At 69.7% G+C, this 24,331-nt stretch carries 22 protein-coding genes, 1 tRNA gene and 1 pseudogene; 14 read left to right on the top strand and 10 right to left on the bottom strand.

Features of this window, described 5'->3' with window-relative positions; genetic code table 11:
- Window positions 1-2: 2 nt before the first annotated feature.
- From Q8X39_RS07300 to Q8X39_RS07255, 10 genes are all read right to left on the bottom strand, one after another.
- Complete coding sequence (locus Q8X39_RS07300; RefSeq protein WP_305748993.1) at window positions 3-863, bottom strand: CheR family methyltransferase; 861 nt, start codon at window positions 861-863, stop codon at window positions 3-5.
- Complete coding sequence (locus tag Q8X39_RS07295; RefSeq protein ID WP_305748992.1) at window positions 860-1,486, bottom strand: HEAT repeat domain-containing protein; 627 nt, start codon at window positions 1,484-1,486, stop codon at window positions 860-862. Before Q8X39_RS07295 ends, Q8X39_RS07300 begins: the two co-directional genes overlap by 4 nt.
- 79 nt (window positions 1,487-1,565) lie before the next feature.
- Window positions 1,566-2,684, bottom strand: coding sequence for a chemotaxis-specific protein-glutamate methyltransferase CheB (cheB, locus tag Q8X39_RS07290; RefSeq protein ID WP_305748991.1), 1,119 nt, complete (start codon window positions 2,682-2,684; stop codon window positions 1,566-1,568).
- A gap of 40 nt (window positions 2,685-2,724) precedes the next feature.
- The gene (locus Q8X39_RS07285) at window positions 2,725-4,512 is read right to left on the bottom strand and encodes a chemotaxis protein CheW (protein WP_305748990.1); all 1,788 of its coding nucleotides are present in this window, start codon (window positions 4,510-4,512) and stop codon (window positions 2,725-2,727) included.
- 48 nt (window positions 4,513-4,560) lie between these two features.
- A complete protein-coding gene (locus Q8X39_RS07280) occupies window positions 4,561-6,492 on the bottom strand; it encodes a methyl-accepting chemotaxis protein (RefSeq protein WP_305748989.1) in 1,932 nt (643 codons plus the stop codon).
- 337 nt (window positions 6,493-6,829) lie between these two features.
- Window positions 6,830-8,155, bottom strand: coding sequence for an ROK family transcriptional regulator (locus Q8X39_RS07275; protein ID WP_305748988.1), 1,326 nt, complete (start codon window positions 8,153-8,155; stop codon window positions 6,830-6,832).
- 57 nt (window positions 8,156-8,212) lie between these two features.
- Entirely contained in the window at window positions 8,213-8,683 is a 471-nt protein-coding gene (locus Q8X39_RS07270) for an RbsD/FucU family protein (protein ID WP_305748987.1), read from the bottom strand.
- 90 nt (window positions 8,684-8,773) lie between these two features.
- Window positions 8,774-9,568 carry an ATP-binding cassette domain-containing protein gene (locus tag Q8X39_RS07265; RefSeq protein ID WP_305748986.1) on the bottom strand — a complete coding sequence of 265 codons (795 nt, stop codon included), beginning with the start codon at window positions 9,566-9,568 and terminating at the stop codon, window positions 8,774-8,776.
- Between the two features lies 1 nt (window position 9,569).
- Window positions 9,570-10,529 carry an ABC transporter permease gene (locus tag Q8X39_RS07260; RefSeq protein ID WP_305748985.1) on the bottom strand — a complete coding sequence of 320 codons (960 nt, stop codon included), beginning with the start codon at window positions 10,527-10,529 and terminating at the stop codon, window positions 9,570-9,572.
- A 167-nt stretch (window positions 10,530-10,696) separates the two neighbouring features.
- Window positions 10,697-11,677, bottom strand: coding sequence for a substrate-binding domain-containing protein (locus Q8X39_RS07255; RefSeq protein WP_305748984.1), 981 nt, complete (start codon window positions 11,675-11,677; stop codon window positions 10,697-10,699).
- A 260-nt stretch (window positions 11,678-11,937) separates the two neighbouring features.
- On the opposite strand from Q8X39_RS07255, the gene Q8X39_RS07250 reads away from it, so the two are divergent.
- The 14 genes and pseudogenes from Q8X39_RS07250 (at window position 11,938) to Q8X39_RS07185 (ending at window position 24,266) form a co-directional block, all read left to right on the top strand.
- On the top strand, window positions 11,938-12,888 hold the full coding sequence (locus tag Q8X39_RS07250; protein ID WP_305748983.1) for a carbohydrate kinase family protein: 951 nt from the start codon (window positions 11,938-11,940) through the stop codon (window positions 12,886-12,888).
- Window positions 12,889-12,933: 45 nt separating this feature from the next.
- Window positions 12,934-13,010, top strand: a tRNA-Pro gene (locus Q8X39_RS07245).
- A 213-nt stretch (window positions 13,011-13,223) separates the two neighbouring features.
- Window positions 13,224-14,038: pseudogene (locus Q8X39_RS07240) on the top strand (HipA domain-containing protein).
- 174 nt (window positions 14,039-14,212) lie between these two features.
- Complete coding sequence (locus Q8X39_RS07235) at window positions 14,213-15,157, top strand: LysR substrate-binding domain-containing protein (RefSeq protein ID WP_305748982.1); 945 nt, start codon at window positions 14,213-14,215, stop codon at window positions 15,155-15,157.
- A gap of 121 nt (window positions 15,158-15,278) precedes the next feature.
- The gene (locus tag Q8X39_RS07230) at window positions 15,279-16,271 is read left to right on the top strand and encodes a Bug family tripartite tricarboxylate transporter substrate binding protein (RefSeq protein ID WP_407067974.1); all 993 of its coding nucleotides are present in this window, start codon (window positions 15,279-15,281) and stop codon (window positions 16,269-16,271) included.
- A gap of 8 nt (window positions 16,272-16,279) precedes the next feature.
- Complete coding sequence (gene mdcA, locus Q8X39_RS07225; protein WP_305748981.1) at window positions 16,280-17,950, top strand: malonate decarboxylase subunit alpha; 1,671 nt, start codon at window positions 16,280-16,282, stop codon at window positions 17,948-17,950.
- 7 nt (window positions 17,951-17,957) lie between these two features.
- A complete protein-coding gene (gene mdcC / locus Q8X39_RS07220; RefSeq protein WP_305748980.1) occupies window positions 17,958-18,278 on the top strand; it encodes a malonate decarboxylase acyl carrier protein in 321 nt (106 codons plus the stop codon).
- Entirely contained in the window at window positions 18,275-19,177 is a 903-nt protein-coding gene (locus Q8X39_RS07215) for a biotin-independent malonate decarboxylase subunit beta (protein ID WP_305748979.1), read from the top strand. Before mdcC ends, Q8X39_RS07215 begins: the two co-directional genes overlap by 4 nt.
- A complete protein-coding gene (locus tag Q8X39_RS07210; RefSeq protein WP_305748978.1) occupies window positions 19,177-19,878 on the top strand; it encodes a biotin-independent malonate decarboxylase subunit gamma in 702 nt (233 codons plus the stop codon). Before Q8X39_RS07215 ends, Q8X39_RS07210 begins: the two co-directional genes overlap by 1 nt.
- Before the next feature lie 5 nt (window positions 19,879-19,883).
- A complete protein-coding gene (gene mdcG / locus Q8X39_RS07205; RefSeq protein WP_305748977.1) occupies window positions 19,884-20,591 on the top strand; it encodes a malonate decarboxylase holo-[acyl-carrier-protein] synthase in 708 nt (235 codons plus the stop codon).
- Window positions 20,588-21,478, top strand: a complete 891-nt coding sequence (gene mdcB, locus Q8X39_RS07200) for a triphosphoribosyl-dephospho-CoA synthase MdcB (protein WP_305748976.1) — start codon at window positions 20,588-20,590, stop codon at window positions 21,476-21,478. The genes mdcG and mdcB overlap by 4 nt, the downstream gene beginning before the upstream one ends.
- Window positions 21,475-22,386 (top strand): acyltransferase domain-containing protein, encoded by a 912-nt coding sequence (locus Q8X39_RS07195; protein WP_305748975.1) that lies wholly within the window; start codon window positions 21,475-21,477, stop codon window positions 22,384-22,386. The genes mdcB and Q8X39_RS07195 overlap by 4 nt, the downstream gene beginning before the upstream one ends.
- Window positions 22,387-22,431: 45 nt before the next feature.
- Window positions 22,432-23,628, top strand: a complete 1,197-nt coding sequence (locus Q8X39_RS07190) for a sensor histidine kinase (RefSeq protein WP_305748974.1) — start codon at window positions 22,432-22,434, stop codon at window positions 23,626-23,628.
- Window positions 23,625-24,266, top strand: coding sequence for a response regulator (locus Q8X39_RS07185; protein WP_305748973.1), 642 nt, complete (start codon window positions 23,625-23,627; stop codon window positions 24,264-24,266). The genes Q8X39_RS07190 and Q8X39_RS07185 overlap by 4 nt, the downstream gene beginning before the upstream one ends.
- Window positions 24,267-24,331: the final 65 nt, after the last annotated feature.

Here is a 24,331-nt window from a genome sequence, read left to right as displayed (position 1 = left end):
GGTCAGGCCTCCAGCGGTTTTTGGTAGACCATCGCGTCGGCGAAGCGGCGCACGGTGTAGAGGGATGACATGCGGCTCATCGACTCGGAATGGCCCAGGCAGATGAAGCCGCCCGGGCTCATCGCGTCGTACAGCGCCTCGGCCGCGACGCGCCGCGACAGGTCGTCGAAATAGATCAGCAGGTTGCGGCAGAAGACGACGTCGATGTCGCGGAAGCGCCGCGTGTCGGCCGGCTCGGACAGGTTGACGCGGCTGAACTCGACCGAGTCGACCAGGTCGCGCGAGATGCGCCACTCGTGCGGGCCGTGCGGGGTGAAGTACTTGCGCAGGTAGGCCTGCGGCAGCTGCGCCACCGAACGGGCCGAGTAGCAGCCGCGCTGGGCCGAGGCGAGCACCTCGGTGTCGATGTCCGAGGACAGGATCTCGACCTCGTAGTCGTTGATCAGGGCCCAGCGCTCAAGCAGGTAGATCGCGATCGAGTAGGGCTCCTCGCCGGTCGACGAGGGGATGGACCAGATGCGGATGCGCGAGCCCGGCCGCTTGCGCCGCGCGACCTCGTTGAGGATGTCGTTGACCAGGCAGTCGAACTGGTAGGCCTCGCGGAAGAAGTAGGTCTCGTTGACCGTCATCGAGTTGATCAGGTGCTGCATCTCGGCACCGTCTGCCTCGAAGCGCAGCGCGACGAAGTAGGCGCGGAAGTTCTCCGCCCCGGTGGCCTCCATGCGCTCGATCAGGCGCTTGTCGACGAAGTAGCGCTTGCCGTCGTCGAAGTGGATGCCGGTCTTGCGGTAGAAGAACTCGGCGAACTTCTGGAAGTCGGCGTCGGTGATGGTGTGCCGTGCGGCCAGGCCGGGGGCTCTCATGTCGACTCGATCCGCTCGATCGCGAGGTCGACCGAAAAGCTGATGTAGGCGTCGGCGGCGAAGCGCTCGCGGGCCGCGCGCAGCGCCGGCAGGGTCCCGGCCGTGCCGACCTCGGCCGCGACCTCCAGGGCCGCGCCGACGACGTTGACCGCCTCGTCGTGCAGCAGCACCTGGGCCAGCCACTGCGGCACGTTCGGGTGGCGCAGGTCGCCCAGCAGGTTGACGCTGAAGATGCGCACGTCGCTGTCGGGGTCGCGCAGCAGCGCATCGACCTGCGGCGCGACGGCGTCGGGCAGGCCGGCCAGCACCTCGATCGCACCGTTGCGCAGTCCCGCGTCCTCGCTGCGCAGCAGCCTGACCATGCCCTGCACGATGGCCGCGCCGCCGATCTGGGTGGCGCTGTTGAACAGCGCGACCCGCACGCTGGCGTCCCCTTCCTCGGCCAGCCGGGCGCACACGGCGACGGCGGCGCGCGGCTCGCTGGCCAGGTCGCGCGCGGCCCAGCGGCGCACGCCGGGCTCGGGGTCACGCAGCTGGGCGACCAGGCCGTCGAAGTCGCGCCCGTAGTCGCGGGTCTCGACCTGGTGCAGTTCGGTCGCGGCGCCGGATTTTTTCAAGGGCATCGGTCGGTCCTCGGGGAGGGCGGTTGCAGGGGGCGGTGCAAGGTGTGGTGCAAGGTGTGGTACCGGGGACAGACGTGCGTCACGGCAGCCACAGGCGCAGCTGGGAGGCGATGCTGGTGCAGGGCAGCACCAGCGTCGCGGCACGGCGTTCGATCAGTTCTTGCGGCATGCCGAAGACCACCGCGGTGTCGGCCGATTCGGCGATCGTGCGGCCGCCCTGGGCGTGCAGGCGGGCCATCGCGATGGCGCCGTCGTTGCCCATGCCGGTCAGCATCACGCCGACCAGCTTGTGCGCCGGCAGGTGCTGCATCGCGCTGTCGACCAGGATCTCGACCGAGGGATGCCACAGCACGCCGGGCGTCTCGGGTCGTGGCGCGGCGTGCAGCACACCGACGCGGTCGGTGACGGTCAGGTCGGTGCCGCCGCGGCCGATGTAGACATGGCCGGGCGACAGCGCCATCGGGGCGTTGACCTCGACCACGTTCAGCGCGCAGAGGCTGTCCATGCGCCGGGCAAAGGTGTCGGTGAAGTTGGCCGGCATGTGCTGGGCGACCAGCACCGGCCACGGGAAGTTCGCGGGCAGCCTGGGCAGGATGTCTTCGAGCGTGCGCGGCCCGCCGGTGGACACGCCCACCAGCACCAGGCCGGGCACCTGTCCGGCCCGTGGCGACGCCGCCGGCATGGCACTGCCACGCGGCAGCGGGCCGGCGGGACCGGCCTTCGCGGGCTGCGGGGCCGGCGTGGTCGATCCCGGCCGGGTCGGTGCCACCGGCTTGGCTGCGGCGCGTGCGGCCGGTCGCGGGCCGAGCCGCGCGCGGGCGGCCGAGGCCAACTTGTCGAGCAGCAGGGCGCGGATGTCGTTGACGTGCAGCGAGATCGTGCCGCCGGGCTTGGGGATGAAGTCGACCGCGCCGAGTGCCAGCGCCTCGAAGGTGGCGAGCGCGCCGCGCTCGGTCAGCGAGGACACCATCACCACCGGCGTGGGCCGGGCGGCCATGATCAGCGACAGCGCGGTCAGGCCGTCCATCTCGGGCATGTTGATGTCGAGGGTGACGACGTCGGGCGTCCAGCGCACCACCTCCTCGACCGCCTCGGTGCCGTTGCGGGCGGTGCGCACGTCGTAGCCGCCCTCGGTGAGCACGCCACCCAGCAGCTTGCGCATCAGCGCCGAGTCGTCGACGACCAGGACGCGCTTCATGTCAGTTCGAGCCGATCATGGGGTTGCGATGGCGCATGGCTCAGGCGGCGCGTGCGACGGTGCGGTCGTCGTGGCTGCGGGCGGCGGCCGGCGTTGTCACTGACGGGGTGGCGAGCTGCTGCGCCATCGCCTGCATCTCGCTGCCGTGCAGCAGGTGCGCGGGCTCGATCAGCATGACCATGCGCTTGCTGCCCGCGAGGTTGGCGACCCGGCCGATCAGCTGGCTCTGCTCGGTCGACAGGGTCGGTGCCGGCACGATCTGGCCGCGCGGGATGCGCAGCACCTCGGCCACTGAGTCGACGATGAAGCCGGTGCGCATGCCGCCGATCAGGTAGACCATGATGCGCTGCTGGTCGTTGCGCTCGATGGTCGGCAGGCCCAGGCGGCTGCGCTGGTCGATCACCGGCAGCACGGTGCCGCGCAGGTTGATCACGCCCTCGACGAAGGCCGGCGTGCGCGGCACGCGGGTCAGGGCCTCGGGCACGCGCACGATCTCCTGCACGCTCATGATCGGCACGCCGAACTCCTCGGCACCGAGGCGGAAGATCACCACCTGGGTGTCGTCGTCGGCGCTGTCGGCGCGGTCGTCGGCATCGCTGTGCAGGCCGTTCTGCAGGCTGTTCTGGCGGGTGCGGTCTTGGCGCATGGCGCTGTTGTCCTCGGTCGGAAGTTGGCTGCTGGCATCGAGCGCCCGCTCGATCGCGGGCATGCGCAGCAGGCGGTCGGTGGCGATGATCGACACCAGGCGCTTGCCACCGTCGAGGCGGCAGATGGACGAGAACTCGTCCAGGTCCTGCTGGGCCGACAGCAGGCCCGGCATCGGCTCGGCCTGGGCGCGCGGCACGCTCAGCACCTCCTTGACCGAGTCGGTCACCAGGCCGACGCTGAGGCCGCCGGGCAGCGAGGTCACGACGATGCGGTGCTGCTCGGCAGCGTCCAGCGTCGGCAGGCCGAACAGCGCGCGCAGGCTGACCAGCGGCAGCAGCCGCTCGCGCAGCGAGATCACGCCCAGCACGTGGTGGGGCGTGTTCGGCAAGGCGTTGATGCGTTCGGGCAGCTGCACGATCTCCTGCACCTCGGCGATGTCGAGCGCGTACTCCTGGTGGGCGACCGAGAACGACACCAGGCGCAGCTCGTCGCTGGCGACGTCGTCGTCCTGCGCGTCAGCCTCGGCCAGGCCGGCCGGGTTGCCGATGCTGCTGGCGGCGCGCTCGGCGCCGCGCAGCGCGCCGATGCCGCTGAACTGGCCTTCGATCAGGCGCTCGAAGTCGATCGACAGCAGCATGTCGTGGCCGCCATCGGACCGGGCGCGCTTGATCACGCCGGTCAGGTAGTCGGCGCTGACGATGCTCTGGATCGCGTCGGCCGGCTCCATCTCGCCGGCCTCGATCGTGACGACGCTGGCGACGCGGTCGACCACGAAGCCCAGCGCCTGGCCGAGGTTGATGACCAGCGCGCGCGTCGCGTCGTCGTGCTCGCGCTCGTCGCAGCCGAACAGGCGCCTCAGGTTGATGATGGGCAGCACCCGGCCACGCAGGTTGGCCAGGCCGTCGAGCGTGCGCGGCGCCAGCGGCAGGTGGGCGACGGCCGGCACGCGGATGATTTCCTGCACCGGCGCCATCGGCACCGCGAACATCTCGCCGGCGACCGAGAAGGTCACGAACTGCCGGTTCTGGCTGGCGGCATCGCTGCCGTCGTCACTGCCGTCATCGAGCGCGTCCAGATCGTCGCGGGCATCGCGAGGGGCGGCATCAAGGTCACCGGGCGCGGGATGGCCGCGCAGGGCGGCCTCTGCGTGATCGTCACGCAGGGCAAGGGCTGTGCGCATCGCACACCTCCTGGGTAGGCTGACTTCGGGGGTGGGGAAGGGCGGCGCTCAGGCGCTCTGCAGCTCGTCGGCGAGCGAGGCGATTTCCTCGATCGCGGCCGACAGTTCCTCGGCCCCCTGCGACTGCTGCCTGGCAGCGGCCGCGGCCTGTTCGGCGGCCTTCTCGGCCTGGGCGGCGGCGGCCGAGACCTGCTCGACACCGACCTTCACCTGGGTCACCGCGGTGGCGATTTCCTGGGCGGCGGCCACCGCTTCCTGGTTGCCCTTCTGGATCTCGGCCACGTCGCCCTCGATCCGGTTCAGGCTCATCGTGATGACCTTGGCTTTCTCGACCTCGGTCAGTGCCGAGGTGACGATGCCATTCAGGTCCCGACCGACCAGGCCGATCTGGTCCTGGATGGACTTGACCATGTCCTTGATGCGGTCGGCGTTCTCGGCCGAGTCATGCGCCAGGTTGCGGATGTCGGTGGCCACCACGACGAAGCCCTTGCCGTATTCGCCGGCGCGGGCTGCCTCGATGCTGCCGTTGACCGCCAGCATGTTGGTCTGGATCGAGACCTGGGTGATGGCGTCCACGATCTTGTCGATCTTGCGCGAGACCAGTTCCAGGTCCTTGACCTGGGCGATGCTGCTCTCGGTCGTGCCGACGTTGTTCGAGATGCCGCTGATCAGGCTGTCGATGTTCTTCTTGTTGTCGCCCAGCAGCGTGCGGATCGCGCCGGCACGGTCGTTGGCGACGCTGGCACGGGTCTCGGCGATCTGCGCACCCTTCTCGATCTGGGTCACCGCAGCGGCCGACTCGGCGCTGGCGACGGCCTGGGTCTGCGCACCCTTGCGGATCTGGTCGAGCGCCACCATGATCTGCGCGGCCGAGCGGTTGATCTCCTGCACCGCGCTGGAGAGCTCCTCGGCGGCGCTGGCGACCTCTTCGGCGCTCTTGGCGATGTCGGTCGAGTTCTTCAGCTCGTCGGCGATCTCTGACAGGCCGGCGGCCGTCTGTTCGCACTGCGACAGGGCGGTGGTCTGCTCGGTGACGGTCTTGTTGGCCTCCTCGCAGGCCGAGGACTGCTCGTTGGCGGCCGAGGCGATCTGCTCGGCGCCCTTGAGGGCCTGCTGCGCGGCGACGTTGCTCTGGCTGGCGGCGGTGGCGATCTCGCCCGAACCGGCGGCGATCTCGGCGGCGTCCTGGCGGATCTGCTCCAGCTGCTTGAGGATGACCGAGCTCTTCTCGACCTCGCCGCGGACCGTCTCGGCACTCAGGTTGATGCCCTCGGCGATGGTCTTGACCTCGCCCTGGATCTGGCCGACGAGTTCCTGGATCTGCCTGGCGCTCTTCTCGCTGGTCTCGGCCAGCGTGCGAACCTCGTCGGCGACCACCGCGAAGCCCTTGCCGTGCTTGCCGGCGCGGGCGGCCTCGATGGCGGCGTTCAGCGCGAGCAGGTTGGTCTGGTCGGCGATGCGCGCGACCGCCTTGACGATCTCGCCGATGTTGGCGGCCTGGCGCTCCAGCTCGGCCACCATCTTGACCGACTCGGCCTGGCGCTGGGCGGCGGTGGCGACGTTGTTGACGGTCGACTCGACCTGGCCGTTGATCTCCGCGGCCAGCGTCTGCATGCCTTCGGCGGTGCGCTGGGCCTGGGTCACGGCGGCCATCTGGCGCGTGATCGAGGCCGACACCTGGGTGATGGCCGCCAGCGACTCCTGTGCCGCGCCGGAGGCCTCTTCGGCGCCGGTGGCGATCTGGGTGGCGGCGCGCTTGAGCTCCTCGGCGGCCGAAGCGGCCTCGTTGATGCCTGCTGCCAGCTGGCTCGACGCCGAGGCCACGCGCTCGGAGGCCTGCTGCTGCTTGGCCAGCGTGCGGGCGCGCCTGCGCTGGGCGTCTGCGTCACGGGCCACCGCCTTCGGAATGCCCGCTGCCATGGCATGAAGGGCGGTATCGGATTCCTTGGACGCGAAGCTGGTTTTGCGGACGAGGGACATGGGCAGGCTCCAAAAGGGCAGTGTGTGAGGGCTTCGGCCGGTCGCCACGCTGGCAACCGGTCCACCTCCGCGACCGAACCAGGCCTGACCACCACCGAGGTGCCCTGTTGCCCGCCCGTGCATGCACAGCCGCCTGCCTGTCGTCAGGGCTTGCGGTTCGTGTCAGGGAGTGCATGCATTCGACACCCCCATACCGGCAGGGGATTGCCGGAAAAGGCTGTGTCGAATTCCCCAATTCATTTGCCCGACACGTGTCGGGCCGTTGCCGGCCCGTGCCGCCCGGCCCGCTCTGGCATGTCTCTCGCTCAGTTGATCCGTATCAAGCGGCGCATCGGGCTCAGGCGGTATCGCCGCTGGCCCGGTTCTTCAGGAAGACTTCCGGGTCGGGCGCAAAGGCCGCGTACAGCGGCAACAGCGCGCCGCCCATCGCGCGGGCATCCGAGCCGATGGTGCCGGCGCGCACGCTGGGGCGGCTGATGCCTTCCCAGTTGTGCATGTCCAGCGCTTCTTCCAGGTGGGCAATCAGGCGCGACAGCAGCTCGCGGCCGAACACGCCGTCGACCACCACGTCGTCGAGGTCGAGCAGGCAGGTCGCGTTGACCGTGGCCAGCGCCATGGCCTGGGCCGCGTTGCGCAGCCAGACCCGCGTGTAGCTGGCCCAGGGCGGTTCCAGTGCGCGGCCGTCGACGGCGGCCTGCGGGTCCAGGCCGGCCGCTGCGTAGAGCTGCTGCAGGTTGAACAGCGAGGCCGCGCTCAGCACCTGCGGCGGCACCCCGGCCGGTCCGCCAGCCGCATGCAGCGGCATCGAGCCGACCGCACCGGCGTTGCCGCGTGCGCCGTTGTAGAGCTGGCTGTCGATCACCAGCCCGCCGCCGACGAAGGTGTCGACGAACAGGTAGAGGAAGCTGTGCATCGAGCGGCCGCGGCCGGAGACCAGCTCGGCCACGCAGGCGGCCGAGGTGTCCTTGATGACGTGGACCGGCAGGTCGGTCATCTCGCCGACGCGCTGGGCCAGGTCGATCTCGTTCCAGCGGCTGGCCTGGTCATCGCCGACACCCAGCAGCGCCTGCCAGCTGCCCAGCGACAGCGGCGTCGCGATGCCGATGCCCGCGAGCCGCTCGGCACCGGTGCCGAGGCTGGCCACCGACTGTTCGAGCAGCCGTCGCAGGTCGCCGAACAGGGTCAGCGGATCGGGGAAGTCATAGGCGACGCTGGAGCGTTCGCGCACCGAACCGGTGAAGTCGATCACCAGCACGTCCATGCTGCGCCGGCCGATCTTCACGCCGATGGCATAGGCCCCGTCGGGGTTCAGCGCGATCGGCACCGAAGGCTGGCCGATGCGCCCGCGCAGCGGCTGGCGCTTGACCAGCAGGCCGTCCTCCAGCAGCGCGTTGACGATCAGCGAGACGGTCTGCGTGCTCAGGTGCGTCAGCCGCGCCAGGTCGGCCTTGGGCAGGTCGCCATGCAGGCGGATGGCCTGCAGCACGACGCGCTCGTTGTATTGCCGCATGCCGGCATGGTTGGAGCCGCGCGGGCGCAGCTGCGATGCGGCTTCGGCGGGACGCGATGCGGCCTCGGCCGGACGGCCGTCACCCCCCCGCGGTGCCGCTGGCGAGCCGGCGGGCGCCGGGCTGGGACTGGGATCGATGGTGTCGTAGGCCACGGCGGCAGGGCAGCGTTGTCCCGCAGGACAGTTGGGGAGGGTCAGGTGATCACGCGGTCACGGTTCCAGTGCCTCGCCGATCACGCCCTTCTTGAGGATCACGTTGCCGTAGGGCTGCAGGTCACTGGTCAGCACGATCGCGTAGGCGGTGCGGACGCGATCGTAGAAGGCGAACCGTTCGATCGCCTGACACTGCCCCGGCCGGGCATGGCCGTTCTCGTCCAGCCACTGCACCACGTCACGCTGCAGGCGGCTGCGGTAGCCCTCGGGCTGGCCGCTGACGTGCATGTAGGCGACCGGTTGCTCGACCGCCACGTCCAGCGGCAGCAGGCCCATGACGGCCTGCACGGTGCGCAGGATGCCCGCGCCCGGCAGGTGCACCAGCGGCTTGCGCACGCCGTCCGGGCCGATCGCCAGGCTGGCGGCGGTGAAGTTGGCGTCGGCAATGACGATCTCGTCGCCATGGCCCATGTCGGCCAGGACCTTGAGCAGGTCGGGGCTGATGAGCGGATCGATGCCCTTGAGCATGGGGGACTCCTTGTGGCGGACAAGCCCCTGCCGTTGCGGGTCAGGGGCTTGCGATGGGTGGGCGGGCCGTGGGCCTCGTGGTGTCGACGCTCAGTGCGCCAGGCACTCCGCCGGGATCTGCTCCGGCGGCATCGCCCCGGTCATGACCGCGACGGTGTCGCTCATGCTGATCTTCTTCGGGTTCAGCACGGCGGCACGCTTGCCCAGGCGGGCGACATGGATGCGGTCGGCGATCTCGAAGACGTGCGGCATGTTGTGCGAGATCAGGATCACCGGCAGGCCCTTGTCGCGCACCCGGCGGATCAGTTCCAGCACCATGTTGCCTTCCTTGACGCCGAGCGCCGCGGTCGGCTCGTCGAGGATCACGACATGCTCGGCGAAGGCTGCCGCGCGGGCCACTGCGACACACTGCCGCTGGCCGCCCGACAGCGTTTCCACCGCCTGCGTCATCGAGCGGATGCCGACCTTCAGGTCGTTCATCCGGGCGATGCTCTGTTCGAGCATCTTCTTCTTGTCGATCATCCGCAGCACGCTGCCGGCGAAGCCGGGCCGGCGCAGCTCGCGACCGAGGAAGAGGTTCTCGGCGATCGTCATCGCCGGGGCCACCGCGAGGTCCTGGTAGACCGTCTCGATGCCGACGCGGCGGGCGTCGATCGGGCTCTTGAAGTGGATGGTCTTGCCGTCCAGCTCGATCGAGCCTTCGTCGGGGATCGTCGCGCCCGACAGGCACTTGATCAGCGAGGACTTGCCCGCGCCGTTGTCGCCGATGACCGCGAGGATCTCGCCGGCCCGCAGCTCGAAGTCCGCGCCGTCCAGGGCCGTGACCTGGCCATAGCGCTTGATCAGGCCGGTGGCCTTCATCACGATGTTGGCTTGTGCGCTCATGTCAGCGGCCTCCCTTGCGAGACATCTGATCCGTGGCCACGGCCAGGATCACCAGAACACCGGTCACCAGGATCTGGTAGACCGAGGAGACGCCCATCAGCGTCAGGCCGTTTCGGAACACGCCGACGATCAGTGCGCCGACCAGCGTGCCCAGCAGGATGCCGCGACCGCCGAACAGGCTGGTGCCGCCCAGCACCACGGCGGTGATGGCGTCGAGGTTCTCGGTCTGACCGGCGTTCGGGTCACCGGCACCGGTGCGGGCCACCGCCAGCATCGAGGCGATGCCGTAGAACACGCCGGCCAGGGCGTAGACGGTCAGCAGCACGCGCTCGGTCGGAATGCCGGTCAGGCGCGTCGCCTCGGGGTTGTTGCCCACTGCGTAGACGTGGCGGCCGGGCGCGGTCTCGCGCAGCCACAGCCAGGTCGCGACATAGAGCGCCAGCATCAGCACCGCACCGAAGGCCACGCGCGCGCCGCCCAGGTTGAAGGTCTCGCCGAGCAGGTTCATGCCGTCGGGGATGTTGGTGATGGTCTGCGCACGGGAGTAGAGCTGCGTGATCGCGAAGGCGATGTTCAGCGTGCCGAGCGTGACGATGAAGGGCGGCAGCTTGATGCGGGTGACCAGCAGGCCGTTGATCAGGCCGAACAGCGTGGTCACGGCGATGCCGCAGAGGATGGCCACCGGTGCGCTCAGGCCGTAGTCGGCGGCGACCTTGGTCATCACGATCGAGCCCAGCGCCATGACCATGCCGCAGGACAGGTCGATGCCGGCGGTCAGGATGATCAGCGTCTGGCCGATGGCGATGGTGCCCACCACCATCACCTGCTGGAGGATCAGCGAGAAGTTCTGCAGCGTGAGGAAGCGCTCATGCTGGAAGGAGAAGAAGGCACAGGCCAGGATCAGCGCGATGGCTGGGCCCAGTGTCCCGATCGGGGGGAGCTTGGCTTTGAGCGAATTCATGGAATGGGCTCGCTGGTGGTGTGCCTCGAACGAACGGTCGATGCGGCCGTCGTCATGCACGATCAGAAAAGAAAGCCCCGTGTCCACGGGGCTTTCAGGTCAGGAGGGCGTCGCCGGGACGCGCCCCTGGATGCTTCAGGTCCCGAGGGCTCGGGACCCGCGCCGCATCAGTCGCCCCAGCACTGGCCGCGGGCGGTCTTGGTGTCGATGCTCTTGACGCCGGCAACCGCCTTGGCAGCGACCAGGTCCACGCCGGTGTCGGTGTAGCCAGCCTGACGCTTGCCGTCCTTGGCGTACTTGACGCCGGCGGCCACGCCCATCGCGGCCATCTTCAGCGGGTACTGCATCGACGTCGCGGCGATCACGCCCTTCTCGACGTTGCCCACGCCGTTCGAGCACATGCCGTCCACGCCCAGGATGACGACGTCCTTTTCCTTGCCGGCGGCCTTCAGCGCCTTGTAGGCACCGGCGGCAGCGGGTTCGTTGATCGCGTAGACGACGTTGATCTTGTCGTTCTTCTGCAGGCAGTTCTCCATGCCGGTCTGGCCCTTGGCGGCGTCGCCGAAGGAGTCGGCCATGCAGACCACTTCAGCCGGCTGGGCCAGCTCGTTGCTCTCGGCGGGCAGGGTCTTCAGGCCGTAGCCGGCCAGGAAACCGTTGTGGCGCTGCGCGCCGACCGGGTGGCCGGGGAACAGGTCCAGCGTGGCGATGACGGGCTTCTTGCCGCCCAGCACGGTCTTGGCGTAGGCGCCGATCAGCTCGCCGGCCTTGTAGTTGTTGGTGGCGAACAGCGCGTCGGCTTCCGGCACGGGGCTGTCGAGGGCGATGACCTGCACGCCCTGGGCCTTGATCTTCTTGATGGTCGGGACGATCGCGTCACCCGACGAGGTGATCAGGATGGTCTTGGCGCCGGCGGCGACCATGTTTTCCATCGCGGTGATCTGGCCGGCGGTGTCGCCGTCCTGCTTGCCGGCGGCCGACAGCAGCTTGGCGCCCAGCTTCTTGGCTTCGGCTTCCGCGCCTTCCTTCATCTTCACGAAGAACGGGTTGGTCTCGGTCTTGGTGATCAGGCCGATGACCGGCTGGTTCTGGGCCGAAGCGGTGCCGGCGACGAGGACGGCGGCGGCGAGGATGGAAAGACGCTTCATGTTGTCTCCTGGGACGGGTTCGAAGGGGGTTGGACCGGGTGGGCATCTGGAGCGACCGTGCTCCAGAACGCAGAACGAATCTTAGTCGCCACGCTTCTTAAATCAAGGTGTTTGATTTAGTGGTTTCCCTGAGTACGGCAGCGCCGACACAGTGCGACGATCCACGCCACCCAGGGTTCTCCCAGGGTCTGGCGGGCGTGAATCTTGTTTAGCAGCGCCCTAAATCCATTGTGTTGATCATTTCCCAGAGGTTGCCCACCATGTCTGATCGTCTGCCCATCGTCGTCGTCGGCGAGTCGCTGCTGGATGTCTTCGACGACGGTGCGACGCCGACCGGCCTGCACCTGGATGCGGTCGTCGGCGGCTCGCCGCTGAACGTCGCGATGGGCCTGGCGCGCATGGCGCAGCCGGTCTCTTTCTTCGGCGCGATCTCCAGCGACTTCCTCGGCGCGCGCATCGAACGCACGATCCGCGAGGAGCAGATCGGCATGGACACGCTGGTCCAATGCGACGCCCCGACCACGTTGAGCCTGGTCGGCGTCGACAGCGAGGGCGTGCCGAGCTACCGCTTCTACGGCCACGGCGGCGCGGACCGGCAGCTGCTGCCCGAGCACTTCGACCGCCTGCCGGCGCAGGCTGCGGCCTATCACACCGGCTCGTATGGCTGCGCGGTCGAGCCGATCGGCAGCACCATCCGCGCGCTCTATGAGCAGCGCCGTCATGCCAGCGTGATGTCCTATGACCCGAACGTGCGCCTGAACGTGCAGCCGGACCTGGGCGCGTGGAAGGAACTGGTCGAGTGGATGTCGCACCGCGTCCACCTGCTCAAGCTCAGCGACGAGGACTTCGAGCGCCTCTACCCGCACCAGAGCCCGGCCGAGCTGGCACGCGGCTGGCTCGCCAACGGCGTGCACCTGGTCATGATGACCCGCGGCGGCGAGGGCGCACTGGCCTGGACCCGCGACGGCGAGGTCTCGGTTCCGGCGCCGAAGGTCAAGGTCCAGGACACCGTCGGCGCCGGCGACACCTTCCAGGCCGCCACGCTGGTCGCGCTGGCCGAGATCGGCCGCCTGACGCCCGAAGGCCTGGCCGGCATCACGCTGGACGAGGTCCGCCGCGTCGCCGATTTCGCCGCCCAGGCCGCCGCCATCACCTGCACCCGCCGCGGTCCGGACCTGCCCCGCCGCAGCGAATTGCGCGCCACCGTCTGACGTCAGCGCCGGGGCACGTCGCCACCCGGCTACACTCGCGGGCTTCGGGGCGTGGCGCAGCTTGGTAGCGCGGCTGGTTTGGGACCAGTAGGTCGCACGTTCGAATCGTGTCGCCCCGACCAATCAAATCAACGGGTTACGTCTTTTTGACGTAGCCCGTTGTGCTTTCTGCCTTCTCAGAAGTCTGCAACGACGACCTCTTTTCGCTGGTGTCGTGTGCTGGCAGGACTGGAGGAGGTCGGCAGTCGGAAGGCGCCTCGCCAGGTTCTGCAGGCGTGGTGGGTGCAGTGGGTGGAGGCCGGACGGTTCGTCGGCCACGACGCCGGAGTGGTGACATGGCGCGGCGCTCGAAGACCCAGACGCTGGTCCTGTGGGCCAACGGCATCCGTGTCGGACGCTGGACCGTGACGGCCCGCGGCGACATGGCGCTCCAGTACGACGCCGCCTGGCGCGCCTCGGCCTTGGGGCGGCCCTTGTCGCTGTCCTTGCCTTCGGGCTGGGCAACGACGTCCTCAAGGGGCCAGCGGTCGAGCATGACTTCGACAACCTGCTGCCGGACCGCCCGGCCATGCGCCGGCGGGTCCAGGAGGACTTCTGCCAGGCCACCGGCACGTCGCCGCTGGTGAAGCACGAGGCCGAAGGAGGACCGGGTCTGGCGGACCTGTTCACGCTGCTGCAGCAGTCGGTCGACGCGCCGCAGGACCTGCGCACGCTGATGGCCTCGCAGCTGCTCTTCTGGATGCTGCGTGCCCCGGACGGTCACGCCAAGAACTTCAGCATCCACCTGCTGCCCGGCGGCCGCTACCGGCGCACGCCGCTGTACGACGTCATGTCGGCCTACGCGGTGATGGGACATGGCCCAAACCAGTGGTCGCTCCGCGACCTCAAGATGGCGATGGCCCTGGTGGGCAAGAACCGCCACGTCGAGGCGGCGTTCATCCAGCGACGCCACTTCAACCGCACCGCCAGGCGTTTCGGCTATGGCGAGAGTGCCGAGCCCTTGATCCAGTAACTCATCGCGCGAACGCCGGCCGTCATCGACCAGGTGCAGCAGGCGCTGCCCACGGGCTTCTCGCAGGAGGTGGCCGACCAGGTGCCGGGAGGGCTGTCGAGGTCGGCTCAGGCGCTCGACAGCATGCCTTCATGCTGAGGACTGGGGGCCAACAGTCGACGTCTGACGCAAGGTTCCAGCACTCAGCGGATGGAACAGGAAGGACGACGGGTCGACTCACGTGTGCTCCCGACCTCGACCCCTTAGACTCGATCGCGGATCAGTTCAGCTGCACTGATCGCTGTCGGCATCGTTTTGCAGCCGGAACGAATCATGGCGGCCCACATCGACGAAGAGATCACCTTCCGCAAACTGGAGACGCTGCTGGTCTTCATGGAGGTCGGCAGCCTCGGGCGAGCAGCCGAGAGGCTGGGCACCAGCCCGGTGAGCGTGCACCGGGCGCTCCATTCGCTCGAAGCGGGCGTGCGGTGCACGCTGTTTCGCCAAGAGGGCCGCAACCTGCTGCCCAACGACGCCGCACAGGCCCTGGCGGACGTGGCACGCGAGGTGCTGCGCCAGATGGCCGAAGGCATCCGCTCGACGCGGGAGGTGGCAGGCTATGCCGCCGACCGCATCCGCATCGGCTCGCTGTATTCCTTGACCAGCGGCACGGTGCCCGCCCTGATCATGGGCTTGAAGCTGCGCAAGCCCGACGTCCAGACCGAGCTCGTGCTCGGCTCGAATGCCGACCTGCTGCTCAAGCTGCGCGACGGTGCGGTCGACGCCGCGCTGATGGGCGCACCGGAAGCCGCAACCGACATCGAGTCACAGGCGCTGTTCGAGGACGAGATCTTCTTCGCCACGCGGGCCGGCTCCAGTTTCGATGGGCAGGCCGAAGTCGATCTGGCCCAGTGCAGCGACGAACGCTTCGTCCGGCTGACCGAGGGCTTCGTCACCACGGGGCGCTTCGTCGACGCGTTTCGTGCCGCCGGCTTCGCGCCGAACGTGGTGATGACGACGGGCGACATCTTCTCGCTGATGAACCTGGTCGGCGGCGGCATCGGGTGCACCTTGCTGCCGGGTCGCATCCGCCCCGTGTTGCCGGGCGAGGTCCGCCTGATTCCGCTGCAGCCGCGCTTTCGCATGCCGCACAAGATCGTCGTGGCGTTCCTGCGCACCCGCGAGCGCGATCCGAACCTGCTGTCCTTGCTGGCAGCGTGTCGCGGCTACGCCTCACAACTCCCGTCGACCCCTGGCAGCGACCCTCGGCGCGGTTGATCCTGGGGGCACGATCGTTCCGCTGTACGTAACGATCGGCGATCCAGGTTGATTGATGGTGCAGGGGACGGGCCGATAAGGTGTGGCCTGACCTCAGCACGACAACAACCCGGAGACATCGATGAGCCTGCACCCCTTCCACGCGCGCCGCAACGCGATGCTGACCCTGGCCGCAGCCAGCCTTCTGGCGCCCGCCGTCGTGTGGGGGCAGGCCGACTGGCCCAGCAAGCCGATCACGGTGGTCGTGCCCTTTCCGGCCGGCGGCGGCACCGATGCGTTTGCCAGGCCCTTGTCGGCGCAGCTGGCACGACAGCTCGGGCACCAGGTGATCATCGACAACAAGGGTGGTGCAGGGGGCAATCTTGGCGCCGGCGTGGCTGCACGTGCCGCGCCTGACGGCTACACCTGGTTCATGGGCGCGGTGCATCACGCGATCGCGCCGTCGGTGTACCCGAAGCTCGACTACAACCTGGCCAACGACTTCGTCCCGGTGGCCATGATCGCGAGCGTGCCGCAGGTGATCGTGGTCAATCCGCAGCGCATCGCCGCGAACGATCTCAAGGGCCTGATCGCCTATCTGAAGGCCAACCCGGGCAAGGTGAGCTATGGGTCGGCCGGCAATGGCTCATCCCACCACCTCGCGGGCGAGCTGTTCAAGCTGCAGACGCAGACCTTCATCACCCACATCCCGTACCGTGGCGCCGGGCCCGCCCTGCAGGACCTGATGGGCGGCCAGGTCGACGTGATGTTCGACGGCCTTGGCTCCTCGGCCAACCACATCAAGGGCGGGCGCCTGAAGGCGATCGCGGTCGCAGGGGACAAGCGGGCACCGGGCTTCGCCGATCTTCCGACCGCTGCCGAAGCTGGTCTGCCGGCCTACAAGGTCGCGACCTGGTACGGGCTGTGGGCGCCCAAGGGCACGCCGGCGCCGGTGGTCGAGCGCATGGGCATCGAGCTGCGCAACGCGCTGGCGTCCAAGGAGATCGTGGCCGCCTGGGCCGCGATCGGCGCGGAACCCCCGACGCTTGCCGGCAAGGCCTTCGGCGACTTCGTCACCGCCGAGACCCGACGCTGGGCCGACGTGGTCAAGACCGGCAACATCAAGGCTGACTGAGCGCTTCCATGCACAAAGACCGCTGGAACCGGCTCGCGCGCAACCGCGACGATCGCCTGGCACGCGCAGCCGGCCGGCTCGGCGCGCGCGCGGGGCAACGACACGTCGCGCATGCCGACGCGGTGGCGCTGCTTGAGGCCGTGCTCGAGCCGGGTGACCGCGTCTGCCTGGAGGGCAACAACCAGAAGCAGGCCGACTTCCTCGCCAAGGCGCTGCTGCAGGTCGACCCGGCGCGGGTGCACGACCTGCACATGGTCCAGTCGGTGCTGGCATTGCCCGAGCACCTGGACATCTTCGAACGAGGCATCGCGTCGAAGCTCGACTTCTCGTTCTCCGGCCCGCAGGGCGCCCGACTGGCGCAACTGGTGTCCCAGGGACACATCGCGATCGGCGCGATCCACACCTACCTCGAACTCTTCGCACGCTACTTCGTCGACCTGACGCCGCGGGTGGCGCTGGTGGTGGCCGCCAGTGCCGATGCCGCCGGCAACCTCTACACCGGCCCCAACACCGAGGACACGCCCGCGATCGTCGAGGCCACGGCCTTTCGTCGCGGCATCGTGATCGCGCAGGTGAACGAGGTGGTCGACGTGCTGCCTCGCGTCGACATCCCGGCCGACTGGGTCGATTTCGTGATCGCCTCGCCGCGACCGCACTTCATCGAGCCGCTGTTCACGCGCGACCCGGCGCAGATCAGCGAGATTCAGGTGCTGATGGCCATGATGGCCATCAAGGGCATCTACGCCGAATACGGCGTGCAGCGGCTGAACCACGGCATCGGTTTCGACACCGCAGCCATCGAACTGCTGCTGCCCACCTACGCGGACTCGCTCGGCCTGAAGGGCAGGATCTGCCAGCACTGGGCGCTGAACCCGCACCCGGCGCTGATCCCCGCGATCGAGGCGGGCTGGGTCGAATCGGTGCACTCCTTCGGATCCGAGCTTGGCATGGAGAACTACATCCGTGCCCGTCCCGACGTGTTCTTCACCGGCCGCGACGGATCGATGCGCAGCAACCGCGCCTTCTGCCAAGCGGCCGGGCACTACGCCTGCGACCTGTTCATCGGCTCGACACTGCAGATGGACCTGCAGGGCAACAGCTCGACCGCGACGATGGACCGCATCGCCGGCTTCGGCGGCGCACCCAACATGGGTGCCGATGCGCGCGGCCGCCGCCACGCCAGCCCCGCCTGGCTGATGGCGGGCGAAGAGGCGCGACGTGGCCGCAGCGGTGCAGCCGCCACGCCACGCGGGCAGAAGCTGGTGGTGCAGATCGTCGAGACCTTCCGCGAGCACATGCAGCCGGCCTTCGTCGAGCGCCTGGATGCCTGGACGCTGCAGGAACGCGCCGGCCTCGCCCTGCCGCCCATCATGGTCTACGGCGACGACGTGACCCACGTGCTGACCGAGGAAGGCATCGCCAACCTGCTGCTGTGCCGATCCGACGAAGAACGCGAGCAGGCCATCCGCGGCGTGGCCGGCTACACCGCCGTGGGCCAGGCGCGGGACCACCGCCTGGTGGAGAACCTGCGTGACCGCGGCGTGATCCGGCGCCCGCAAGACCTGGGCATCGACCCCCGCCAGGCCACACGCCAGCTGCTTGCAGCACGTTCGATGCGCGACCTGGTGCGCGCGTCGGGCGGCTTGTACGCACCCCCGAAACGCTTTCGCAACTGGTGAACCGACGATGAGTGATCCATCTCCCGGCATCGAGGTGCGCGACTACCGCCTGGCCGGCGCGCGTGCCGCCGGACCGTTCACGCCGGTGCTCGTCGGCGTGGTCGGTTCGGGCAACCTCGAGATCCTGGTCGAGCCCATCGAGAGCGCGCTGTGCGAAGTCCACGTCGAAACATCGGCGCGCGGCTTCGGCGCGATCTGGGACGCGGTGGTGAGCGACTTCCACCGCCGGCACCCGCTGAGCGGCCTGCGGGTGTCGGTGCATGACATGGGCGCGACACCGGCGGTCGTCAGCCTGCGTCTGGACCAGGCCATCGCGGAGCTGTCATGAGCACCGCCGTGAGCCTCAGCTATTCGGAATGCTCGGCACGCGAGCGCCTGGCGGGCCTGCTGGACCCCGGCAGCTTCCACGAGTGGCTGCCGCCTGCCGAGCGCGTGATGAGCCCGCACCTGGCGCAGCTGGGTGTGCCCTGCGCCTTCGACGACGGCGTGGCCATCGGTCGCGCCATGCTGGACGGCCACGCGGTGTTCGTCGCGGCACAGGAAGGCGCTTTCATGGGCGGCGGTGTCGGCGAGGTGCACGGCGCCAAGCTGGTGGGCCTGCTGCAGCGCGCGCTGCGCGAGCGTCCGCAGGCGGTGCTGCTGCTGGCGGAATCGGGTGGCGTGCGCCTGCACGAGGCCAACGCCGGCTTGATCGCGGTGTCGGAAGTGATGCGCGCGGTGCTCGACGTGCGTGCGGCGGGCATCCCCGTCGTCGTGCTGATCGGCGGCGCGAACGGTTGCTTCGGCGGCATGGGCATCGTCGCACGCTGCGCCGACCGGATCGTGATGAGCGACGTTGGACGGCTGGCCATGTCGGGCCCGGAGGTGATCGAGGCCTCGCATGGCGTCGACGAATTCGACTCACGCGATCGGGCGCTGGTCTGGCGCACCACCGGCGGCAAGCACCGCTGGCTGACGGGCGACTGTGATGCGCTGGTCGAGGACGACGTCGCAGCCTTTCGTGCGGCCGCGATCGCGGCGTTGGGTCCGTCCAGACCGGTCACGCTGTCGCAGCTGGAAGCGGAGCACGCGATGCTGGCCGCGCGCCTGCAGCTTCTCGACGCGCCGCTGGACGGCGACGAGGCCGTTGCCCTGTGGTCTCGCCTGGGCGTGCCCGACGCCGCGCGCATCGTCGACCTGGACGTGGGCGAGGTGCGCGTTCGGCGCCCGCTACGAGGAGCACCGTGATGGACTGGCGTCAACTCTCGGCCGGCCTGTTCGGCGCGGACCACGCCATCGAGCAGGACGGCCATCTGCTGCGCGGCAGCGCCACGTTCGACGGCCGAACCCTGGCGGTGGTCGGCACCACCGACCACGCACCGATCGGCGTGCATCTCGCGCTGGCGCAGGCCCGCGTCGTGCTGGACACGGTGGCGCAACATCCGGGACGCGCGATCCTGCTGTTGATCGATACGCAGGGGCAGCAACTTCGGCGACGCGACGAACTGCTGGGCATCAACCGCGCCATGGCGCATCTGGGGATGACCATCGACCTGGCGCGGCGAGCCGGACATCGCGTGCTCGGTCTGGTGTACGACCAGGCGCTGTCCGGTGGTTTCATCACCTCAGGGCTCATCGCCGATGCCTGCGACGCGCTGCCCGAAGCCGAGATCCGGGTCATGCGCATCCCGGCCATGGCGCGCGTGACCAAGCTGCCCGAATCGATGCTGACGGCGCTGTCGCAATCCAACCCCGTCTTCGCACCGGGCGTGGACAACTATGTCGCGATGGGCGGCGTGCGGGCGCTGTGGCGGGGCGACGTGCGCGTCGCGCTGCGCGACGCGCTCGCCGAAGCGCCGGTGGCTGACCGGCGCGCGGCCGACGGCAAGGTACGAGGCGGCCGACGTCTGGCGGCCGACGTCGTTCAACAGGTGCTTGACGCGCCCTGAGCGTGATGACCATGCCGCCGCTGCACCGCCACCAACTGGTTCACCTGGCCACCGAGGGCTGGCAGCGCCTCGCAGCGCAGGACTGGGACGACGACGGGGCGCGTGCCTGCATCGACCACTGGGCCGCCGCGCGACTGCCGCTGGTGGTGACGCGTCAGTGCCCGGAAGACCCGGATGGGCTCTCGCTCGGCCTGCCAGCACCGCTGCGCTGGCAGCGCCGGCGCCTGGCGTTGCGCGCCGACTGGCAGCATGTCCTGGGGTTCGACGAGTTCCCGGGCGTGCAGGACCTCGGTCCGCTTCTGCCCCGCAGCGGTCGCGCCACCTGGCAACGCCTGGTCTCGGCGCTCACGGGGCTCGATGCGTCCGCGCGGGTCTACGGCAGCCATGGCTGGCAGTTGCTGACCGGCTTGCCCTACCTGCGCGACGGCTCCGACATCGACCTGTCCCTTGCCGTTCTCGATGCCCACCACGCCGACGCCGTGGCTGCGGTGCTGGCAGGCTTCTGTCCGATCTTGCCGCGCCGGCTCGACGGCGAACTGCAGTTCCCCGATGGGCGTGCCTATGCCTGGCGCGAGTGGCAGGCGTGGCGTGCGGGCCGCAGCCGCGCGATCCTGTGCAAGACGTTGACGGCCGTGTCGCTCGAGTGGCGGGACCGGGTCGACCGCGTCGACCCATCGCGCGGTGTGCTGGCGACCGTGGCGGCGCCGCGATGAACGCCGTCCAGCCCCTGCGTGGCCCTGCATCGACGCCGGCAACGGCTGCACCGCAGTCTCTGGGCCGAGCAGCGACGCTGGCGTTGTACGACGAACTGGCCCTGTCGCCCAAGCCCGGACTCGTGACGCTCAGCGACCGCGGCAGCCACGAGGACATGGACGCCCAAACCTTCATGCGCAGCCTGCTCGCCCTGCGCGGCTACTTCCCGCGCATCGCCGAACTCGGTGCGGCGGCCGCGCCTTTTGACGCCCTCGAGCGCTGCGGCCTCGAGGCCGAGGCGCGGATGGCCCGCGCCACGGGCGGCATCAACACCCACCGCGGCGCGATCTTCACGCTCGGGCTGCTGTGTGCGGCGGCCGGCGCCCTGGGCAACAGCGGGCACGCGTTGGATGCCAGCGGGCTGCGCGCCGAACTGGTCGAGCGGTGGGGCGGCGCACTGCACCTGCGGGCGCAGAAGGTGTCCGTGCTGCCGGGTGGCCGCGCCGCGTGGCGCCACGGCCTTCGCAGCGCCTCGGCCGAAGCGGCGCTCGGCTTCCCGGTGCTGTTCGAGGTGGCGCTGCCGTCGCTCGCGTCGGCGCTGCGGCGCGGTTTGGCGTGGCACGTGGCGCGTCTGGACACGCTCTTCCACGTCATCGCCGTGCTCGACGATGCCAACCTGGCCCACCGCGGCGGGCTCGAAGGACTGCGTTTCGCGCAAGCCGAGGCACGCCGATTCCTCGCCGACGGCGGCGCCGCGGCGCCGGATGGGCTGGCGCGGGCAGAGGCGATCGGCCGCGCCTTCGTCTCCCGGCGCCTGTCACCGGGCGGTGCCGCCGACATGCTGGCCGCGGCCTGCTGGATGCAGCGCATCGGCGCACTGGGCGTCCACATCGGCCAGGCGACATGAGTCTGGGCCTGATGTTTGCGGGGCAAGGCACGCAGCACCCGAACATGCTGCCTTGGCTCGATGAAGCCGACCCGCTCGTGCAGCGCACCCTCGCCATGCTGGGCATCACCGACTGGCGCCTGTCCCTGGGCGACGCGGACTGGGCCGTCGGCAACCGCCAAGCGCAGGTCCTGCTCACCGGCCTGGATCTGGCCGCCTGGAACCAACTCGCGGCGCGGCTTCCCGCACCGGCAGCGATCGCCGGCTACAGCGTCGGCGAACTCGCCGCCTTCAGTGCGGCGGGCGTCTTCGATGCAACCACCGCGCTGGACCTGGCCGTCCTGCGCGCCCAGGCCATGGACCTTTGCGCCAGGCAAGCGCCAGGCGGCCTGCTGTCGGTGAGTGGCCTGAGCCGATCGGTCGTCGATGCCTTGTGCGAGGGGGCCGGTGTCGGCGTGGCGATCGACATCGACGAGGAAACACGCGTCGTGGGTGGACCTGCGGACCGACTCGGCGCGCTGGCGAGCCGCGCCAGCGACCTCGGCGCCAAGGTCGGGCGGCTGGGCGTGTCGGTCGCGTCGCACACGCCGTCGATGCAGCCTGCGGCCGAGGCCTTTGCGGCGGAGCTGGCGCGCGTCAAGCGCCACGCGCCCCGGCTGCCGCTGTTCAGCAATGCCACCGGTGGTCGCATCAACGACGGGGCCCAGGCCACGCGTGTGTTGGCGCAGCAGATCGCACGGACGGTGCGCTGGTCCGACGTGCTCGAAGCGATGCACGCGCGCCGGCCCGCCTGTGTGCTCGAGATCGGACCGGGCAGCGCGCTGGCATCCATGTGGAACCGACGCTTTCCGGATGTGCCCGCGCGCGCCGCAGATGAATTCCGCAGCAGCGATGCGCTGGTCCGGTGGGTGGACCGCCACATGCCTTGATGACCGGGCCGCCGCTCGGCACGCGGCTTGCTGCCGCGGTGCGGCATGTCCGCCGCCGACCTCGCCGACCGTCACTCGCTGCTGCTCGACAGCCTGGGCGAGGGCATCTTCGGCATCGACCTGGACGGTCGCTGCACCTTCGTCAACCCGGCCGCCTTGCGTTTGCTGGGCCACCGCACCGGCGCGGTGCTCGGCCGCAACATGCACGAGCTGGTCCACCACACACATGCCGACGGTCGCCACTATCCCGAGTGCGACTGCCCGATCTTCAAGGCCTTCCGCCTCGGTGCGCCTTGCCGCATCGACGACGAGGTGCTCTGGCGGGCCGACGGCACCGCCTTTCACGCCGAGTACGCCAGCCACCCGATCCTCGACCAGGGTCGGGTGGTGGGGGCCGTGGTCAGCTTCGTCGACATCGGTGAGCGCAAACGCGCCGAGGCGCTGCTGCGGCAGACCAACGACGCGCTCGAACAACGTGTGGCCGAACGCACCGCGCAGCTGAGCTCGGCCCTGACGCGCCTGCGCGACCGCGCGCACCATGCCGAGGCGGTGCGCGAGCAGGAACGCACGCGCATCGCGCGCGAGATCCACGACGAGCTCGGCTCGTTGCTGGTCGCGCTGAAGATGGACACCGACTGGCTGGCGCGCCGCCTGCCCGCAACCGGCGAGCAACCAGCCCTGCAGGCCAAGTGCCTGGGCATGGGTCGCATGATCGACACGGCCGTGGACAACCTCGGCCGCATCATCACCGACCTGCGCCCCAGCATCCTCGATCACCAGGGCCTGTGGGCGGCACTGGAGTGGCAGGCGCAGGAGTTCATCGAGAGCAGCGAACTGCGCGTCGAGCTGCAGGTGCACGTGGCGGCCGGTGTGCCGCCACCGCAGGGCGGGCGGGCAATCGCGGTGTTCCGCATCTTCCAGGAGATCCTGAGCAACGTCGCCCGCCATGCGCAGGCGCGCCAGGTCGCGATCCGCATCGCGGTCGACGACCCACCGGGGCCGGTGCTCTACCTGGACGTGCGCGACGACGGCGTGGGGGCCAGCGCCGAGCGACTGGGTGCGCCGCGAAGCTATGGCGTGATGGGCATGCACGAACGGGCCGCTCCCTTCGGTGGACGCGTCACGATCGACAGCGCGCCGGGGCAGGGCACGCGGGTGCGGCTGGTGATGCCCCTGGAGGCTGAGGGCGGGATCGCGCCGGGTGATCGCCTGCGTCCAGACACCGACGTGGGGTCGACATGATCCGGGTGCTGATCTGCGACGACCACATGATCGTGCGCCAGGGCATCCGGCAGTCTCTGGGCGAGGCAGCGGAGATCGCCGTCGTGGCCGAGGCGGGCGACGGCCCGGCCGCCGTGCAGGCGCTGCGCCAGGGCGGCATCGACGTGCTGCTGCTGGACATCTCGCTGCCCGGCCGCGACGGCCTCGACGTGTTGCGCCAGGTGCGCGAGGAGTTCCCGCGCCTGCCGGTGCTGATGCTCAGCACCTACCCCGACCGCCAGTACGCGGTGCGCAGCCTCAAGCTCGGCGCCAGCGGCTACCTCAACAAGAGCGCCGACTCGGGCGAGATCACCGCCGCCGTGCGCCGCGTGGCCGGCGGCCAGCGATTCGTGACGGCCTCGGTGGCCGAGCTGCTGGCGCATGCGCTGGGCGCACCGGCCGACGACGAGACGCCGTTGCACCAGCTGCTGTCGCACCGCGAGCACCAGGTCTTCGAGCGCCTGGCCAGCGGCGAGAGCGTGGGCGAGATCGCGGCGGCGCTGAGCCTGTCGTCCAACACCGTCAGCACCTACCGCGCCCGCATCCTGGAGAAGACCGGTGCGCGCAACGACGTCGAGCTGGCCCTGTACGCCGTGCGTCGGCAGCAACTGCCGCTCTGAGGCGGCCCGCCGAGCCATCCATGTAGGGCTGGCCCTACAGCAGAACGCCGTCGGCATCGATGTTG

Source organism: Leptothrix discophora (genome assembly GCF_030705305.1).
GTDB lineage: Bacteria > Pseudomonadota > Gammaproteobacteria > Burkholderiales > Burkholderiaceae_C > Sphaerotilus > Sphaerotilus discophorus.
Note: the sequence above shows the minus strand (reverse complement) of the source record. Positions and strands in the feature narration are given on the sequence as shown.

What these genes read in the sequence shown, in the direction of transcription:
- Q8X39_RS07300 (WP_305748993.1), bottom strand. Translation starts at nt 863, where the DNA reads ATGAGAGCCCCCGGCCTGGCCGCACGGCACACCATCACCGACGCCGAC.
- Q8X39_RS07295 (WP_305748992.1), bottom strand. Translation starts at nt 1,486, where the DNA reads ATGCCCTTGAAAAAATCCGGCGCCGCGACCGAACTGCACCAGGTCGAG.
- cheB (WP_305748991.1), bottom strand. Translation starts at nt 2,684, where the DNA reads ATGAAGCGCGTCCTGGTCGTCGACGACTCGGCGCTGATGCGCAAGCTG.
- Q8X39_RS07285 (WP_305748990.1), bottom strand. Translation starts at nt 4,512, where the DNA reads ATGCGCACAGCCCTTGCCCTGCGTGACGATCACGCAGAGGCCGCCCTG.
- Q8X39_RS07280 (WP_305748989.1), bottom strand. Translation starts at nt 6,492, where the DNA reads ATGTCCCTCGTCCGCAAAACCAGCTTCGCGTCCAAGGAATCCGATACC.
- Q8X39_RS07270 (WP_305748987.1), bottom strand. Translation starts at nt 8,683, where the DNA reads ATGCTCAAGGGCATCGATCCGCTCATCAGCCCCGACCTGCTCAAGGTC.
- Q8X39_RS07265 (WP_305748986.1), bottom strand. Translation starts at nt 9,568, where the DNA reads ATGAGCGCACAAGCCAACATCGTGATGAAGGCCACCGGCCTGATCAAG.
- Q8X39_RS07260 (WP_305748985.1), bottom strand. Translation starts at nt 10,529, where the DNA reads ATGAATTCGCTCAAAGCCAAGCTCCCCCCGATCGGGACACTGGGCCCA.
- Q8X39_RS07255 (WP_305748984.1), bottom strand. Translation starts at nt 11,677, where the DNA reads ATGAAGCGTCTTTCCATCCTCGCCGCCGCCGTCCTCGTCGCCGGCACC.
- Q8X39_RS07250 (WP_305748983.1), top strand. Translation starts at nt 11,938, where the DNA reads ATGTCTGATCGTCTGCCCATCGTCGTCGTCGGCGAGTCGCTGCTGGAT.
- Q8X39_RS07235 (WP_305748982.1), top strand. Translation starts at nt 14,213, where the DNA reads ATGGCGGCCCACATCGACGAAGAGATCACCTTCCGCAAACTGGAGACG.
- Q8X39_RS07230 (WP_407067974.1), top strand. Translation starts at nt 15,279, where the DNA reads ATGAGCCTGCACCCCTTCCACGCGCGCCGCAACGCGATGCTGACCCTG.
- mdcA (WP_305748981.1), top strand. Translation starts at nt 16,280, where the DNA reads ATGCACAAAGACCGCTGGAACCGGCTCGCGCGCAACCGCGACGATCGC.
- mdcC (WP_305748980.1), top strand. Translation starts at nt 17,958, where the DNA reads ATGAGTGATCCATCTCCCGGCATCGAGGTGCGCGACTACCGCCTGGCC.
- Q8X39_RS07215 (WP_305748979.1), top strand. Translation starts at nt 18,275, where the DNA reads ATGAGCACCGCCGTGAGCCTCAGCTATTCGGAATGCTCGGCACGCGAG.
- Q8X39_RS07210 (WP_305748978.1), top strand. Translation starts at nt 19,177, where the DNA reads ATGGACTGGCGTCAACTCTCGGCCGGCCTGTTCGGCGCGGACCACGCC.
- mdcG (WP_305748977.1), top strand. Translation starts at nt 19,884, where the DNA reads ATGACCATGCCGCCGCTGCACCGCCACCAACTGGTTCACCTGGCCACC.
- mdcB (WP_305748976.1), top strand. Translation starts at nt 20,588, where the DNA reads ATGAACGCCGTCCAGCCCCTGCGTGGCCCTGCATCGACGCCGGCAACG.
- Q8X39_RS07195 (WP_305748975.1), top strand. Translation starts at nt 21,475, where the DNA reads ATGAGTCTGGGCCTGATGTTTGCGGGGCAAGGCACGCAGCACCCGAAC.
- Q8X39_RS07190 (WP_305748974.1), top strand. Translation starts at nt 22,432, where the DNA reads ATGTCCGCCGCCGACCTCGCCGACCGTCACTCGCTGCTGCTCGACAGC.
- Q8X39_RS07185 (WP_305748973.1), top strand. Translation starts at nt 23,625, where the DNA reads ATGATCCGGGTGCTGATCTGCGACGACCACATGATCGTGCGCCAGGGC.